A 15303-nucleotide genomic window follows, 5' to 3' on the forward strand; every position below is an offset into this window, starting at 1 on the left:
AATGCATAAAGGTAGAATAGAAGATCCATCGTCAGGAATTACTGGATATTTACTTGGTGCTGATATGTTTTTACCAATTGGAGTTGGCGCAGGTGATATGTATTATAAATTATCACCATCCTGGACAAATAGCGCTAATCTACCATTGCCAACGTCAGCGGTTCAAAATTTATATGCATCTACGCTAAGTTCTTCTGCTCCAAAAGGCATGCCTACGCCAACACTTGTTTCGATCACTGGTGCACCGAAAAATATTGTAGCTTCAACATCTGTATCACCTTCGGCTCAGTCGCCAAAAGCACCTTTGGCTAAAAGTGTGGCTCCAAAAGTGTCGAGCTTGGCAGCATCAAAAGTAATTAAAAAGTCTCTAGCTCCAGCTATTGCTGCAACATAGGCAATAACTTTTCAAGCTCCTGGTAAAGAGTCGATGGATTAAAGTCAGCCTGTTTGATTATTTTAAATTGATCTGGATTCTCGATTTGTAGCTCGAGAACGTTTTTAATTTGATGATTTGTGTTTGCCGTTTCGTGTGGAATCGTGATACAATTTTTTCCAAAAAATTTAATTTCAAAAAGGGTTCCAGCTCCGGCTCTTGATATGATTAAATCCGCAAGGTTATAAAAATCTTGCAACTTTTCATGGTATGCAAAAACTTGGCATGGAATATGAGAATCATGATAAAACTTTGCATAATCAAATGTGTCCTCTTTGCCAGTTTGATGGACTATTTGAATTTTGCTTGATAATGCTGGATATTTTTCGATTGTTTCTTTCATAACTTCATTGAGTAGTATCGATCCTTGCGAACCGCCTAAAATCACAATAGTTTTGCGCTCAGGTGAAAAGTTATAGCTGCTCAGCAGTAAGTTTGTGTCAAGTGCTTTATCGTTTTGCGTGAAGCGAATTGGGTAGTCAAAGTGAATACATGTGTTTCGTGGAAAATATTTTTTAGTTGAGTCAAAGCAGGTATAAATATTTTTGGTAAATTTTGAAAGAAACAGGATTGTTTTTCCTGGTTCCACATTAAGTTCATAAAGTTCAAAGGGAATCCCAAGACATTTTGCTGCTATGCAGACAGGAATAGAAATAAATCCACCAAAGCTTATGACCTTTTGAGGTTTGATTTTATAAAGTTTGTACATACTCTTACAAAAATAAAAAGCAGTTTTACATGCAAACCAAGGATAAAGCCAAGGCTTTTGGTATGGAGGATTATCTAAGGTTGCAGGAATGTAATGTTTCAGATGATTATGTTTTTCAATAATTTTTTTATCTAAGTCACCACCGGATGAAAAAATATAAAGTTGAGCGTTTGTATTTTGGTTTATGATTTGTGTTGCTTGAGTGATGCATGGAAGAAGGTGACCACCAGATTTCCCAGCAACAAAGCATATCGTTGTTAAAGCAGCGTTTAAGAAAATTTGTGACATAATTGTAAAAAACCTAATAAAGCTTGAGAAAGTTCTGGATCTTTGATGTCTTGAAGAGCCTGCTTTTCGCGCTCTGTTAAAACTTTTTCTTTATTACATGCTTGGGCTGTAAACTGTTTTTTTGGTGTTCCAGCGGCATGTTCTGAGACATATTTAAATCTTATCAGCTCTATGCGAGGTTGGCCAAGAGTTTTATTGATTTTATCTTTTATAAGTTCAGATAAAAGATGCAATTCTTGCATCCAGCTTGAATCTGTGACGCCCAGGGTGATGGAATTATTGTAGATTTTACAAATCGAAACCTTAGAGACCAGCGAACCCATTATATTGTTCCACTCACTCATTAAAAGGAGCTTCCAGTGTTTTTCGTGTTGTCCTGAGGGAGCAAATTGTGGCAAATAATTTTTTATATGATTCATGGTTTTTTAGATTTGTTAGCTTGCGTAGTTTCAGTCAAGTATATGAAATTTCACAGAAAAGTTTATGGTTTTTTATCAAATTTGATTTCAAGTTATAAATTTTTATGGCTGTGAATTGATATTTTTTGTTAAAAATCTATCAGTTTTTTATTTTTTATCGATCGTTTACCTAGGCATATTGAAAGATGTAGTCGATATAATTAATAATAAATCCTTTCTGTGTTGCGTTTTTATAAGCGAACTTAGTATGCTTGTGGTAAATGGAGGGATTTATATGAAAAATAAATTATTTAGAATTCAAATTATGTCTGTTCTTGCTTTTCTAGCAGTTCAAGGTAGCGTCTATGGCGATTTAGATCATGTCTGTGCCTACTCAAACGAATCTGTTGTAAAATTTCGTGAAAAAATAGCCCCAATCTGTGCCATAGAAAATATTATTGGAAAGTCTAAGGTTGCTTTTAGCTGGCCTGTAGATCTATGTGAGTTTTGGGTGAGTTCTTTGTTTGGGCCTCGTAGGCATCAGGGAATCACAAAACATCATGGCGGGGTTGATATGGCAGCGCTCAAAGGGACTTCGGTTCGAGCATCTGCCAGTGGAACTGTAAAAGTAGTTACGCCAAATGCTCCAGGCTATGGAAATTTAATTGAAATTGTTCATAAAAATGGTTTTATGACGCGTTATGGCCATCTAAATCAGATGCATGCTCAAGTTGGTGATAAAGTGGCAAGGGGCGATTCTATCGCAACAGTTGGCTCAACTGGTAATGCCCGAGGAAAAGACCCTTCGCATCTTCATTTTGAAATATTAAAAGATGGAAAGCGAATTGATCCGTTGCCATATCTTTATTGCTCTGAGATTGAGTTAAAAAAATAAATTAGTGGCGAGGCGCCCATATTTATACCCAAAAGCACCCATGTTTTTGCAAAGTTTGTTAAATTAACTTCTTTTATGTAAGATTGGTTGATTTTGACAATATTTGTGAAATAAATTAAAAAAGTATGGGCTGCTATGAATGTATGGCGATTTTGTTTGTTAGTAGCTTTTTTTGTACAGTTAAAGTTAGAGGCTCAAGAATTACAGATAGTTTCAATGTATGATTTGATGAGGGCCGATAAGTCTATTAAGTTTTTAAGCTGTGATGAAAAAGAGGCTTTTGCATTTAAAGAGTTCCCGCTCAAAGCAAATCCACCATTATTTCAGCCTTCTCAAGGTATGCTTCAAGGGACCTTCGTTCTTACCATTCCTCAAGGTCAAGTTTATTTTCAACCCAAAGACATTGCAGGCATTATTTTAGCAAGCGGGAGCATTGTCGAAGAGATGCTCTGGCCGAGCAAGGAGGCTTTTTTTGGACGACATAAAAAATTTCAATTGCTTGATCTGCCAGAAGATGGTTTTAAGGTTGAAGGTCGAATGGCCGTAATTACCCAAGAAGTTGCGGGTTGTTATGGTCATTGGCTTATTGAAGTGCTTGGTCGGCTAGCCTTGTTGGAAAGATATGGCGTACAATATGACAAATTATATGTTCCACAAAATTATCCATTCCAAAAAGAAAGTTTAGCGCTGTGGGGTATAGATCAAGAAAAAATTATTGATTCTTTTCAAGTGCCTCTTGTCAAGGCTCAAGAGCTTGTAGTTCCGTCTCTTGTTTGCAGAAAGTCTCCAGCTCTTCCAAGAAAGCCTCTTTGCTGTATGTATAGCGTGAAATGGATTGTTGAATATGTTCGCAATAAGTTTTTACCAATTCTTTCGCGGGAGCAAATGGATAAACAATTTAGTAAAAAAATATTTATTTCCCGCAATGACGCTGGATCTCGGCGTGTGATTAATGAAGACGATCTGTTTGCCTTGTTTGAGCCTTTAGGGTTTGAAAGATATTTTTTAACAGAACTGTCTTTTATAGAGCAGGTTGGGCTGTTTGCCAATGCTGAAATTATTATTGGGCCAAGCGGATCAGGTTTGACCAATCTCATATTTTGTAACCCAGGAACATGCATTGTTGAGTTATTTCAAGCTCGTGGAGATTGTACCTTTTTTTATCTGTCACAGCTTATTGGGCTCAAGCATATTTGCCTTCAGAGTATGACATTTAGTCAAGGTGGAGGTTTTTTTGATACAACAATCTCATTGGATATTATTCAAGATTTTATAAAAAATGAAATGAAATTATGATAAAAAGAGTTTGTTTTTTAGTTGTTTTTGCTACAACATTTGTTTTTACAAAAGAATTACCATTAATTTCTTTGTTTGATGCAATTGAGCAAAATAAAAAAATAGAATACATACATTGCTTAGATGGATATCAAAAAACTTTTAAGCCGTTCTCGTTGGTTAACTGGCCTGATTTGCAACCATCAGAGCCGTTTTTTTTACCAACATTTTTCATAAAAATTCCACAAGGCAGAGTGTATTCGCCTCGAGGATATATTTTTTGTAACAATTTGATTATTAAAGATTTTATGTGGAGCAATATTCCTGCGGCAGAGCAAATGAAGAGATTTCATATTGAGACATTAAAAAGCCCAGAATCTATTCCAGGTCGAGTTGCAGTTATTACTCATGATGGTTGGTTTTGTTATTATCATTGGATGACTGAAATCTTAGGGAGATTAGTTTTGTTAGAAGAGTATGGAATAGAGTATGACTGGCTGTATGTAACAACGAGCAAGCCATTCATGAAAGATGTTCTTGCGCTTTGGGGTATAGATGAAAATAAAATAATAACGCCAGATGGTTTGACGAATTATATTCAGGCGGATGAATTGATTGTACCATCACTGGTGAGCACAATATTACCATACGTAGAGCATCCTTTTTCTAGTTATATGCAGCCTTGGATAATTGAACGCATTAGATCAAAGTTGTTACCATTTCTCGATGTAAATAAAAACACCAAGGCTCCTGAAAAAAGAATTTTTATTTCTAGAAAAGATGCTCGCATGCGTAGGGTTCTAAATGAGGATGAAGTGTTTGCTTTATTTGAGCCTTTTGGATTTAAGCGTTATACATTGGATTCGTTATCGCTATTGGAGCAAATGTCTCTTTTTAATCGCGCTGATATTATTGTAGCGTCACATGGTGCAGGGCTTACAAATCTTATTTTTTCCAAACCTGGAACGCGTGTTATAGAATTCTTTCAAGCTCGGCCAGATGCAACATATTGGAACCTGTGTCAGATTTTACGCCTGAATCATACTTGTATTAAAACTGTAGAGTTTGACAAAAATCACAGTATGCGAAATACAGTTGTTCCTCTTGAATGCTTTGATGAAGTTCTAAAAGAGTTCTCGATTTAAGTTTTTTGTTTTTTTAAATTATGATTTTACAGTGAGTTTTGATAAGCTGTAAAGGATTATTATTAATTTTACATTCTGGAAATAAATGAAAAAAGTTTGGATAGCTCCTGGTTGCATTACTTGTGGCCGCTGTGAATTTATAGCGCCAGAGGTTTTTGAAGTGCTCGATGTTGCGTATGTTAAGCAAGATGCAGATGTTTCAAAAAATGAAGAGCTTATAAAAGAAGCTGTAAAAACTTGTCCGGTAAATGTGATTAATTATGACTCTGATGCTAAAAAAGTGTCGAATGAAAATTAAATTTGATTTTCAAAGTGTATTTGTTTACTCTTAAAGAGTAAGCAGGTTTTAATTTAATTAGAAATATAAGCGTAACCTCCATTTCCCCTATCTATGATACTTGTATCTGGGTGGGGGGTTTTATTTTACCCCCAATAAAAGGCGTTTTGCATGAAACGGATCTATCCAGAGCGTAGTTATGGAAAGTTTATCTGTTGCGATGGTCTCAACCATGAATGGTTTGTGCCTGTTGTCAAAACGCTTATTCATTCGATTAAAGTTTGTTTTTTAAATCAATCTTTAAAAGAAGATGTCAAAAAATTTATAACAATCCCCACCTTTAAAACAAGATCACAAGAGCCAATTATTACTTGGCTTGGTCATTCAACGTTTCTTATTCAGGTCGCAGGTAAAAATATTTTAACAGATCCAATTTTTGGATCACTTTCATTTGTATTTCGCAGGCTGGTTCCATCAGTTGTGCAAATTAAAGATCTTCCTGAGATTGATTATGTATTAATTTCTCATAATCATTTTGATCATATGGATAGCAAAACACTCTGTGGATTAAAAGATAGATTTCCACAGATGAAAGTTCTTGTGCCGTCTGGTGATAAAGAATGGTTTGATAGACATTTATTTGAAAATGTTTCTGAGCATATGTGGTGGGATGAAATCGTAGATGATAGTAGCTCTTTAAAAATTACTTTTTTGCCTGCAAATCATTGGTCACAAAGAACATTGTTTGATAAAAATAGATCTTTGTGGGGAAGCTGGATGATTGAGTCTGGTGATTTTAAAGTTTATTTTGCTGGTGACACGAGCTGGGGTGAACATTTTGCTCAGATTGGCAATGAGTTTAAAGATATCGATGTAGCTCTTTTGCCAGTTGCTCCAGGTGAACCTAGATCATGGATGAAAAGTTCTCATATCAATGCACAAGAAGCAGTTAATGCATTTATACATTTAAAAGCAAAAACATTTATTCCAATGCATTGGGGCACGTTTCATCTAGGATTTGATGAGTTTTATGCCCCAATTATACTTTTAAAACAATCATGGAGTGAGCTTCAGGCTGACTTAAAAGATAAAAACTTAAAGATTTTAAAATTTGGTGAAATGATCACTGGATTTCAGCGGCGTATGGCATTTGCAATTAAACAAAGCCTTAAGCAAGTATCTTTATAATCTTTAATTTTTTAAAAATAATTTTTTGATAAATATGCTCTTCCTGAGTCGCCAAAAATTGCTACGGCAAGATCTGTGGGCTTTAAATTTTTAGCGTATGAATGTACCGCATGTGCCACAGCGCCACTACTTGGACCAACTAAAAGTCCGGAGTGATGTGCAAGATTTTTCATCATATCAATCCCTTGATCATCAGTTGCTGTAATAAATTGATCGATTACAGAATTATCCAAAACTAAAGACTCAGAATCAACACCAATCCCTTCAAGTTTATAAGGCTTTGGATTTCCATTTGTTGAGCGATATGAGTTCGTAGCATCAACGCCAATAACTTGTATATCAGGATTCATTTCTTTTAAATATTTTCCAGCACCACTGACCGTTCCGCCAGTTCCTGCAGCTGCAAAAAAGTGTGTTACTTTTCCGTTTGTTTGATTCCAAATTTCAGGTCCAAGATCGTGATAATGAGCAACGCTGTTAAGAGGATTGCAATATTGATTTGGCATATATGAATTTGGAGTTTCGCGTTGAAGTTTTAGCGCTTGTGCATGGTAACTATTTGGATCTTCTAGGCTGTCTGTTGGCGCAAAAGTAAGTACAGTTGCACCGAGCGCTCTGATTGAACCAATTTTTTCTTGGCTATGTTTTTGAGTAGAGCAAATTATAACTTTATAGCCTTTAATAGCTCCAATCATTGCAAGAGAAATGCCATGATTTCCAGAAGATGCGTCAATTATTGTCATTCCTGGCTTTAAAAGGCCTTGCTGTTCTGCCCACTCTACCATGTATTTTGCCGAACGATCTTTAATGCTTCCACCAGGGTTTAAATATTCTAGTTTTGCAAAAATATTTGTAGGGAATTCTTCAAATATTTTTACAAGCTTTGTGTCGCCAATTGAGTGAAGCAGAGTTTTCAAGATAGTTCCTTGTAGGTTTTAGGTGCAAAAATTAATAAAGTAACAACATTAAAGAAATGATTAGTCCGTAAATAGCAAAAGAATCAATCAACGCTAAGGCTAGCATCGTAATTTTTGAAATAGAAGGATATTGCTCAACATTTAGAGCGATTTGTTTGCATGCAGTAGCTCCAATTCTTCCTGTGTTCATTCCAGGAGAAATAGTACTTAGGCCAATACATAAAGCTGCAGAAATAAATTGCCAGCCTTGTAAATTGGAAAAAGGAGAAATTTTTTGTGCAAAAATCATAAGAGATATGAGTAAAGAAAAAATTACTGGAGTTTCTATTATTGCTTCACAAATAAAAGTAAATGTTAAAATCTTGTTATAAGATTTCTTATTTGTTCCAAGTGCTGTGCACGCAGCAAAGACAAAAGTTGCTAGTCCAATTGAAGGTCCTATGCAGCCAAGGCCAATGCTTATTCCGCTAGCAAGAAGTTGCATGGCTTGGTTAAACGTATGCACATAAGGAACCTGACTTTTGATCATGAGCCCAACGATCAATCCAAAAATATTTGGCGCCATGATTAGAGTTTGCGTGATCAGCATAATGTTTAATAATTTAGATTGTAAAAAAGGCTGCCTAGCAAGGCTGGTGCAGCTTGCAATCGCAGGAAAAGATGAAGCTATGCCTGCGCAGAATCCTGAAATGCCAACGGCAAAAGCAATACCGGTAACTCCAAAAGAAGCAAAATATGGATTTGCGATAGGAGCTGTGTCGGTGATTAATAAAATAGACATGATAGTACCCATCAATGCCGCTGTTTCTGTTATCGCAATTCCAATGACACACATTTTAAAAATGTTTTGCGAGGATGCTGGCTGCGTATGCATAGCAATTAAGGCTTGTTTGCCGATAAGCCCTTGGCCAATGCTTGTACCAATTGAAGCAAGAACCACAGGGATCATAGAAATTAATATGTAGTATAAATCATGCATAAGTTATCTTTACGGAATTATATTTATTGGTGAGCTGTTTTCGTCGTCTTCTGGTGTTATTGCCATTGAAAGATATGTAATGGTAAGCATAGTAAAAACAAATGCCTGAATAATACCCTCGAAAATACCAAATAATAAAAGCATTAAAATGTTTATTCCGGTAAGTAAGCCAATAGTTTGTGCAATAACTGAACCAGAAAGAATTCCAGAATATAAAGAACTTATGATGCATCCGCCAAAAATATTTCCAAAAAGTCTAAACGACATTGAAAGCACTGAGGATAGTGCGCTGATGATGTGTAATGGAAACATGAGAGCAAATGGTTCAAAATAATGCATAATATAATGCTTGAGCCCCTTTGCTTTGATCGAATGAATATGAACATAAAAAAATACAACGAGCCCAAGGGCAAAAGTTGTATTTAAGTCTTCTGTTGGTTCTTTTAACCAAGGAATAACTTGTATGGTGTTACAAAGTAAAATAAAAGTAAAAATTGAGCAAACAAGCACAAGATGGTTTTCTGGGCATGAATTTAAAGACTGAGATAGAAGCTCTTGAAACGCTTTTACATATTGTAAAACAATGTTTCTTACCAGGCTGTTTTCGTTTTGTAAGCATCTAAAGATATAAAGACTTACGATAAAAATTAAGCCTAAAATAATCCAAGTGGTAATGAGCGTGTCTGGTTTTAGTGTCCAGAATTCTCCAGACAGATTAAACCTAGCAAAAGGCTTCCATACATGTTCAGTTAAAGTATTATGATTCTGCATAATTATCTCTTTAAAATAGTGCAGTTAGCTATGACTTGTAAGCAATTATTCCTACCGTGCTTAGGTAAGAGGATACAAATAATAGAGCCATAAGTATAGAGTTGCTTGCAACAAATGCAAAGATGGCATAAAAAAATAGAAGCAGCAAAAAAAAGCGCATCATATTAAATAAAAAATCATGTAACGCATTCCCATTTACAAGAAGATGCATTTTCCCAAAATAAAATATAAGCCCGTAAACAATACCGCAAACAATAGAAAGACTTATTTGATAAAGTAAAATCATAAATTATCACTAATCATTTGGTTATTTAATTTTTTTAAATTGTACGAAGGCGTTGATTCTATTTTCTTTTGTAGTTCGAGGTACTGACTTATAATTGCTTGAGATCCTGTAATAACAATGAGATTTTCTTGATTGTTATCTGAAAGATTAGCAGATGATTGTTTCGGTTCATTTATAGATTGAAAAACGCTGTTAATTGCTGAGATGAGATCTTGGCTTTCGACCGCTTTTATTTTTGCAGCAACTGCAGCATTCATTGCCTCTTTAATATTAAAAGAAGTTCCTTTTTCTTCGCCAATTTCATTTGAAATAGGCAACAAACCTACAATTTGTATATTTTTTTTAAAATAGGATCTCATAAGCTTTATGAGCCCTTCAGGACTATACCGACCTTTAATTCCTCCAACAATAAATGAAATACTTTTGAAATTGTTTTTGTAATTTAAAAGTCTAATGCCTAAAAACAAGTTGTTAAAATCATCAATGTTGTCAGCGCAATCAAGTAAAACAGAAGTGTCGTCTTTGGTGATTGCTTGAAACTTGTTTGGAATATTGTTGTTGATTGATTTCCAAAAATCAATTGAAGAAAGGTGTAAGTTTTTAATTTTTTTATTTTTTAAAGAATCATCTGTTATTTTGTAATAGATCATTTTACTGTTTTTTAAAGGCCTTGATGCTTTAAAAACATTTGCATTATCTTTGCTTGTAGATTCTTTCTGACAATATTGCTCTGTGTATGTTTGTACAATTCTATCAGCTAGGGCAGCATATCTACCAGATAATTGTTCAAATGGGTAACTAAGTGGGGCGACTTTTCTAATTGACATGGTCCAAACACCATTTTTTTGTTTTGTTTTTTCAGCTATTGTTTTCAGGCTCAATTTGTTTTGATCTGAAGAAATAACGTATGTTTTTTTGGCAATGTTATTGATGATGTTATCAATTATTAAATCGATGCTTGAAGTTTCAATCACGGAGTCTTTTAAGTCTGATGTTTGTTTTGTGTCCAATTCTGTGATCTTGGGTATGGCAAGAATAATTGGAGAGCAAATAGATACAGGGTCTTTGTTTATTAAATCGTCTTGTGCAAAAATTGCTAATTCAACTTTTTTTTCAGTAAAAAGAATGAGAGCCATTGCGGTTAAAATATCTTTGCTAGAGGCTTTTAAGTTTAGATTTTTAGTTATTTGTAAAACTTGATTTGCCAGTTGGATAAACTCTTCGTCTGAAATTGCTTGTCCGTTAATCTTGAAACGCTCATTGTATGATATAAAATGAGGCGATGAAAAAGATCCAACCGCTATGTTTTTAGAGCCGAGAATTTCTTCAAGATAATGAATTGTGGTGCTTTTTCCATTCGTGCCAGCAATAATAATAGAAGATAATTTTAAGGAAAGATTTCCAAGAGCTTGATTTAAAGCTTGAATTACTTGGTGAGGAGTGTTGTGCCAGTTATCGTCTAGATATTTGATAATTTCTTGATATTGTTTTTCTGCGTATGGCAATGGATCATTTTGTGTTTGTTGAATTAAATTTTTAATGGACATTTTGAGGTTCTCCGTTGCATCAAGCCTTTATTTTTATAAAAAACAAAACAAAATATTTTCTATACACTATAGTTTTACAGGCTTAAAAGTCAATCTTGAATAGTAAAAGTAGTTTGGAAACAAGGAGTTTTTAAAAATGATTTATTGGAATCAGCAAGTTAGTATATCTATGCTTCAAGCAGCGTTAGACAAAGATGAAGTTCTCCTTGTATCTGGCGATACAGTGCTTGGCCTATGTGCAAGGCTTACTCAAAAATCCTTTGATAAAATTAATGAAATAAAACAACGATCCCGAAAGCCTTATTTAATACTTGTTTCGTCGGCAGATAAATTGAATTATTTTATCGATCAAGAGCTTTCTGAAAAATTAAAAACATTAATAAAAACATGTTGGCCAGGTCCAGTGACCCTTGTTTTTAAAGCTAAGCCAAGCCTAGAGTCTTGGATGATAAGTGAAGAAGGTACGATTGCTATTCGAGTGCCAGATCATGTTGGCCTACTAAAGCTTTTATCTGATTATGATGGTTTGTTTTCTACAAGCGCTAATATTTCATCAAAGCCTATCCCAGCCTCAATTAAATCAGTTGATCCTGAAATTTTACGCAATATTGGAGCTGTTTGCATCGACCAAGGGGATGATACCGAGCCGCAAAGTCCGTCAACTATTTTAGATTGTTCAACTGGCGAAATTCAAGTTTTAAGGCCCGGAGTTTTTTCGGTTGAGACTTTGCAGAGCATTATTGGATAACATCCTTTGAAAAACTATTGATTCTTCTTTTTGCGCAGGAGTATCCTTTTGCTAATTATAATAAAAAACAAAGGGGTAATTATGGTTTTTCAAAAAAATACATTTTTGATTTTATTAAGCATGGCTCAAGGAAATATTTTTTCAGCTCCATTGATTCAAAAAATTAGTAATCAAAGTAGCTTTGGTTTTTTAGTGCTTAACCATAGTGATGTCTCGAGCTGTTCATTGCAGGGTAAAGATATTGTTATTGATGCCCATTCTATTTACAATCAGTCTTTTTTGTTAGAGTTTGGCCATCCAGGGCTGATTTTAAGACCTGTCTATTATTTGGATTTGAAAACGAATGAAAAAATAAGCTTAATCGATGATGATAATAATTTTGTACCAGAAAAAATTCAAGAAGCTTTTATGGCCTGGAAAAAAAATGTTGGATCTAAAAAAAGACAGCCTGCGCAGATGTGGTTTGAAAAATGGGTCGGTAAAGATTTAATTATTACGCCACATACCGTTTCAATTTTTGGTTATTTAAATAACTGGTCTAGGGTTGTAGTTAAAAATAATAATAATCATCATCATGAATGGATAAAGTTTGCAAAAGGTATTTTTTCAAAAGAAATTCTTGAATTAGATATTGATCAAACTAAGCATAAAGGCGTTTTTGCTTTGGTTAAAACATTACACGGAGAAGGTGGCGTTTGCATTGAGGGAACCGTGGAAAGAATCTAACTTTTTTTATAAAGTTGTATGCGATGCAATGTATGAAAATATCAACGACTGAAATGTTACAAAAAACATAGCTGCGACAGCCAGAAACAAGCCAAAAGGGACAACTGGAATGGTTTTTTTACTATGTAGCATGTATCCGCATCCAATCACAGTGCCAAGCGTTGATCCGACTAAAATGGTTATCCATAGTCCAACCAGTCCTACAAAAGATCCAATAAAAGCTAAAAGGTCTAAGTCGCCTTGGCCAAGTCCGTCATGTTTTTTGATCATGTAAAAAATTTTATTAATGATCCATAAAAAAGCATATCCAGCAATCGCGCTTATCGTGCTTTCAAGTGGGTCAATTGCGGTAAGGCCTAGAAAACTTAGAGCGATTCCGGTAGGGACTAGATAAATGGAGACAAATCTTGAAATAAGCATGTATTGCATATCTGTGTGAATCGTGATGACCAACGCGGAAAAAAATATAAAGTACGCAGGAAAAAACAATGGAACATGTGTCCATGCATATAAAAACGTAATTATGAGTAGGTAGTCAATTGCTGGGAAATATGGAAAATAAAAAGTGGAGATTTTATTTTTAAGCATCTTTTGAATTATTGGCTTGCCAACAAGGGTGCTTGCGGTTATTCGAAGAAGAATCATCCAAGCAAGTAAAGCAAGGGAGATAAACGACCAATAAAAAAAAGGTTTGCCAAATAGAGGTTGAAAAATTAGTGATAATAAAAAATTCCACACGAAAAGCAGATCCACAGGTCTACTCTTCGGTGGAATTTTTATTAAAATCTTTTTTGACTTGTTCTATGATTGATTCAATGCGCTGTTGTTTTTCAAATTGCTCATCATAAGTGAATTTAATTTCTGGTGTGTAAAGAGCATCTAGTGCCGAAGCGATACCTTTGCGCAAAGATGGCTTGTATAAAATCAAGCGACTTTTTTTTGCTTTCCATGATTCTATGCCTTTTGGGTCATAAAAGTATACAAGGCAAATTCCTTTGTTTTTTGATAGCTCAACGCGATTAACAAAAAGCCCTGCAAGTTCAGTATCTTCTAAAGACAACTGGTGAAGCAATCTAGAAATTTCTCGTAAAAGTAACGATTCTTTTTGAGATCGTTTAATTTGTGAAACGTTTGATGGGTTCATTATTTTTTGATAAACAATTCACCGCGACTTGCAAGAATCATTAGATTTTGCTTGATCGCTCTGATAAGACGTTTACGTTTTTTTTGTGTTGGTGATTCAAAGTACACAACACGTTTCATATCACGAACAACGCCTTCACGCTCAATTTTCTTTTTGAGCTGACGTAGAGCTCGATCAATGTTGCTGGTAACCAGAACTTTAATGTTTGCCTGTTTTTTAGACATGTGAAACTGCCGCCTTACGAATTTTTATGATGAAACTTATTATTTTAAAGATACGTGCTTTTATGCAAAATGTCTAGGTTCTTGGTGTTCTCTTTTCGTTAAAACATGAAATTTAAGGAACCAACAACGCTTACAGGTACATAAGCATTGCGTGGCGATATTGGTTGTTGCCATACAAAGCTTGCTTGCATCCCTGGCTGAATGTCAAAGGTTAGCCCAGCGTTAAAGAATTGAGCGCGCCAATCAGATCGATTTTCCAATACGCTTGGTACAAAATATTGTGCTATTTCTTTATCGCAAATTGTAAAGCAATCTTGTCGATGCTCAATAAACTCATAGGTTAACCAAAAGCTGACATGCGGCATAAATTGATAAGCGCTCATCATTGCATTTGCATGCCAGTTTGTACCAGGTTGCGCCTTAACGTTGGTCGCAAAGGGATACAAAAGTCTTTGTAGCTTGTGTGTCGGAAATGGCCTAAACTCGCTTTTTGAAAAGAAATGTGTTGCTCCACCTTCAAAGCCAACTTCAATAGTGTCAGTAAAGTCAAAGGTCATTCCAAGCATTGCTCCTACAGAAGCATGTCCATTGTTGCCAAATGGTAAGCTTAAAATATTTTTATAGTTTGCTGTGTCAGCAATGGGGCATGATCCTGCAACCACAAAGTACGGGGTAAAGATCATATCTGGCCATGAATCATCAGAATCGTCATTATCTACATAGTGACGAGGATTATAGCTTTTCTTAAGAGTTAAAAAGAGTCGAATGTCTTCCCAGCTGTATTTATCAAAAGAATAAACACCTTGAGCGCTTCCACAGCTTGGATCTAAAATATCTGCAAGGTTGTTTGAGATATTTCTATTAAAAATTGATTGAGCGTTAGCTGGTGAAGGTGTTGCATCTGATGTGTTAAGAGTCGCGTACAAGTTTGATAGATTCGATACGCATGTAGATCCAGTTGGGCAAACTGGAGGAATGGCTGAAATACTGTATGGCCCAAGGTTGGTTTGGCTGTTATTCGCTTGAGATGTGTATTCAGGTACGAACTTTTGCTTCATGTTAACTATTCCAGATTGAAGAGTTAGGCCAACGTAGTCAGTGCAGCAAACATTTACCTCGAATCGAAAGCCTTGTTTTTTATAGGTGATCGGTAGTGAAAATGCGCCAAAGTATATGGTATCTCGAGCGAGTGAGTCTGCGTGAAAAATACTCGGGTTTGTAACAGGTCCTGTTGTAGATGATGAAAAAATTAAAGGATCTGTTTGGACTAAGCATGGACCTGGAAGTGGGTCAGCAGGAGTGCAAGAAGCATACCCAGCTAGGTTCAAAGCTATTTTTTCTAGGCAATCAGGA

The 15303-nt window shown here is 35.3% G+C and carries 18 protein-coding genes; 8 read left to right on the forward strand and 10 right to left on the reverse strand.

Translation table 11 applies throughout. The features are described 5' to 3' along the window. Nucleotides 1-394 (forward strand): hypothetical protein (locus NTU89_01430; protein MCX5923206.1); only part of this gene is annotated, 394 nt, incomplete at its 5' end. Here the strand turns inward: NTU89_01430 and NTU89_01435 are convergent. Both NTU89_01435 and NTU89_01440 read right to left on the reverse strand, forming a co-directional pair. Continuing rightward, nucleotides 378-1430 carry a UDP-N-acetylglucosamine--N-acetylmuramyl-(pentapeptide) pyrophosphoryl-undecaprenol N-acetylglucosamine transferase gene (locus NTU89_01435; GenBank protein MCX5923207.1) on the reverse strand — a complete coding sequence of 351 codons (1053 nt, stop codon included), beginning with the start codon at nt 1428-1430 and terminating at the stop codon, nt 378-380. The two genes, NTU89_01430 and NTU89_01435, sit on opposite strands and share 17 nt — an antisense overlap. Further along, nucleotides 1412-1849, reverse strand: coding sequence for a DUF721 domain-containing protein (locus NTU89_01440; protein ID MCX5923208.1), 438 nt, complete (start codon nt 1847-1849; stop codon nt 1412-1414). The genes NTU89_01435 and NTU89_01440 overlap by 19 nt, the downstream gene beginning before the upstream one ends. Nucleotides 1850-2123: 274 nt before the next feature. On the opposite strand from NTU89_01440, the gene NTU89_01445 reads away from it, so the two are divergent. The 5 genes from NTU89_01445 to NTU89_01465 all read left to right on the forward strand — a co-directional run bounded on the left by NTU89_01445 (nt 2124) and on the right by NTU89_01465 (nt 6608). Then, nucleotides 2124-2723, forward strand: a complete 600-nt coding sequence (locus NTU89_01445) for a M23 family metallopeptidase (protein MCX5923209.1) — start codon at nt 2124-2126, stop codon at nt 2721-2723. 135 nt (nt 2724-2858) lie between these two features. Then, a complete protein-coding gene (locus NTU89_01450) occupies nt 2859-4019 on the forward strand; it encodes a glycosyltransferase family 61 protein (GenBank protein ID MCX5923210.1) in 1161 nt (386 codons plus the stop codon). Then, nucleotides 4016-5143, forward strand: coding sequence for a glycosyltransferase family 61 protein (locus NTU89_01455; GenBank protein ID MCX5923211.1), 1128 nt, complete (start codon nt 4016-4018; stop codon nt 5141-5143). The genes NTU89_01450 and NTU89_01455 overlap by 4 nt, the downstream gene beginning before the upstream one ends. 85 nt (nt 5144-5228) lie before the next feature. Further along, on the forward strand, nt 5229-5441 hold the full coding sequence (locus tag NTU89_01460) for a ferredoxin (protein ID MCX5923212.1): 213 nt from the start codon (nt 5229-5231) through the stop codon (nt 5439-5441). Between the two features lie 150 nt (nt 5442-5591). Further along, a complete protein-coding gene (locus NTU89_01465) occupies nt 5592-6608 on the forward strand; it encodes an MBL fold metallo-hydrolase (protein ID MCX5923213.1) in 1017 nt (338 codons plus the stop codon). Nucleotides 6609-6619: 11 nt separating this feature from the next. Here the strand turns inward: NTU89_01465 and NTU89_01470 are convergent, their stop codons facing one another. From NTU89_01470 to NTU89_01485, 4 genes are all read right to left on the reverse strand, one after another. Next, complete coding sequence (locus NTU89_01470; GenBank protein MCX5923214.1) at nt 6620-7525, reverse strand: cysteine synthase family protein; 906 nt, start codon at nt 7523-7525, stop codon at nt 6620-6622. A 31-nt stretch (nt 7526-7556) separates the two neighbouring features. After that, nucleotides 7557-8504, reverse strand: coding sequence for an ATP synthase F0 subunit C (locus tag NTU89_01475; GenBank protein ID MCX5923215.1), 948 nt, complete (start codon nt 8502-8504; stop codon nt 7557-7559). 9 nt (nt 8505-8513) lie between these two features. Beyond that, on the reverse strand, nt 8514-9275 hold the full coding sequence (gene atpB / locus NTU89_01480) for a F0F1 ATP synthase subunit A (protein ID MCX5923216.1): 762 nt from the start codon (nt 9273-9275) through the stop codon (nt 8514-8516). 282 nt (nt 9276-9557) lie between these two features. Then, nucleotides 9558-11108: a hypothetical protein gene (locus NTU89_01485; GenBank protein ID MCX5923217.1), complete on the reverse strand. Its 1551-nt coding sequence runs from the start codon at nt 11106-11108 to the stop codon at nt 9558-9560. Nucleotides 11109-11244: 136 nt separating this feature from the next. Between NTU89_01485 and NTU89_01490 the strand changes: the two genes are divergently transcribed. Together NTU89_01490 and NTU89_01495 are read left to right on the forward strand one after the other, a co-directional pair. After that, nucleotides 11245-11856, forward strand: a complete 612-nt coding sequence (locus NTU89_01490) for an L-threonylcarbamoyladenylate synthase (GenBank protein ID MCX5923218.1) — start codon at nt 11245-11247, stop codon at nt 11854-11856. Nucleotides 11857-11937: 81 nt separating this feature from the next. Beyond that, nucleotides 11938-12582: a hypothetical protein gene (locus tag NTU89_01495; protein MCX5923219.1), complete on the forward strand. Its 645-nt coding sequence runs from the start codon at nt 11938-11940 to the stop codon at nt 12580-12582. A 6-nt stretch (nt 12583-12588) separates the two neighbouring features. Here the strand turns inward: NTU89_01495 and NTU89_01500 are convergent, their stop codons facing one another. From NTU89_01500 to NTU89_01515, 4 genes are all read right to left on the reverse strand, one after another. Continuing rightward, the gene (locus NTU89_01500) at nt 12589-13335 is read right to left on the reverse strand and encodes an A24 family peptidase (protein ID MCX5923220.1); all 747 of its coding nucleotides are present in this window, start codon (nt 13333-13335) and stop codon (nt 12589-12591) included. A gap of 4 nt (nt 13336-13339) precedes the next feature. Continuing rightward, nucleotides 13340-13726 carry a ribosome-binding factor A gene (locus tag NTU89_01505; protein MCX5923221.1) on the reverse strand — a complete coding sequence of 129 codons (387 nt, stop codon included), beginning with the start codon at nt 13724-13726 and terminating at the stop codon, nt 13340-13342. Next, nucleotides 13726-13950: a 30S ribosomal protein S21 gene (gene rpsU / locus NTU89_01510; GenBank protein ID MCX5923222.1), complete on the reverse strand. Its 225-nt coding sequence runs from the start codon at nt 13948-13950 to the stop codon at nt 13726-13728. The genes NTU89_01505 and rpsU overlap by 1 nt, the downstream gene beginning before the upstream one ends. 98 nt (nt 13951-14048) lie before the next feature. Beyond that, the coding region (locus NTU89_01515; protein MCX5923223.1) for a hypothetical protein at nt 14049-15303 on the reverse strand (1255 nt) is incomplete at its 5' end.

Source organism: Candidatus Dependentiae bacterium (assembly GCA_026389065.1).
In the GTDB taxonomy this organism is placed as follows: domain Bacteria; phylum Babelota; class Babeliae; order Babelales; family Chromulinivoraceae; genus JACPFN01.

Excerpts from the sequence above, each read along its gene's own strand:
- NTU89_01435 (MCX5923207.1), bottom strand. The coding sequence starts at position 1,430 with ATGTCACAAATTTTCTTAAACGCTGCTTTAACAACGATATGCTTTGTT.
- NTU89_01440 (MCX5923208.1), bottom strand. The coding sequence starts at position 1,849 with ATGAATCATATAAAAAATTATTTGCCACAATTTGCTCCCTCAGGACAA.
- NTU89_01445 (MCX5923209.1), top strand. The coding sequence starts at position 2,124 with ATGAAAAATAAATTATTTAGAATTCAAATTATGTCTGTTCTTGCTTTT.
- NTU89_01450 (MCX5923210.1), top strand. The coding sequence starts at position 2,859 with ATGAATGTATGGCGATTTTGTTTGTTAGTAGCTTTTTTTGTACAGTTA.
- NTU89_01455 (MCX5923211.1), top strand. The coding sequence starts at position 4,016 with ATGATAAAAAGAGTTTGTTTTTTAGTTGTTTTTGCTACAACATTTGTT.
- NTU89_01460 (MCX5923212.1), top strand. The coding sequence starts at position 5,229 with ATGAAAAAAGTTTGGATAGCTCCTGGTTGCATTACTTGTGGCCGCTGT.
- NTU89_01465 (MCX5923213.1), top strand. The coding sequence starts at position 5,592 with ATGAAACGGATCTATCCAGAGCGTAGTTATGGAAAGTTTATCTGTTGC.
- NTU89_01475 (MCX5923215.1), bottom strand. The coding sequence starts at position 8,504 with ATGCATGATTTATACTACATATTAATTTCTATGATCCCTGTGGTTCTT.
- atpB (MCX5923216.1), bottom strand. The coding sequence starts at position 9,275 with ATGCAGAATCATAATACTTTAACTGAACATGTATGGAAGCCTTTTGCT.
- NTU89_01485 (MCX5923217.1), bottom strand. The coding sequence starts at position 11,108 with ATGTCCATTAAAAATTTAATTCAACAAACACAAAATGATCCATTGCCA.
- NTU89_01490 (MCX5923218.1), top strand. The coding sequence starts at position 11,245 with ATGATTTATTGGAATCAGCAAGTTAGTATATCTATGCTTCAAGCAGCG.
- NTU89_01495 (MCX5923219.1), top strand. The coding sequence starts at position 11,938 with ATGGTTTTTCAAAAAAATACATTTTTGATTTTATTAAGCATGGCTCAA.
- NTU89_01505 (MCX5923221.1), bottom strand. The coding sequence starts at position 13,726 with ATGAACCCATCAAACGTTTCACAAATTAAACGATCTCAAAAAGAATCG.
- rpsU (MCX5923222.1), bottom strand. The coding sequence starts at position 13,950 with ATGTCTAAAAAACAGGCAAACATTAAAGTTCTGGTTACCAGCAACATT.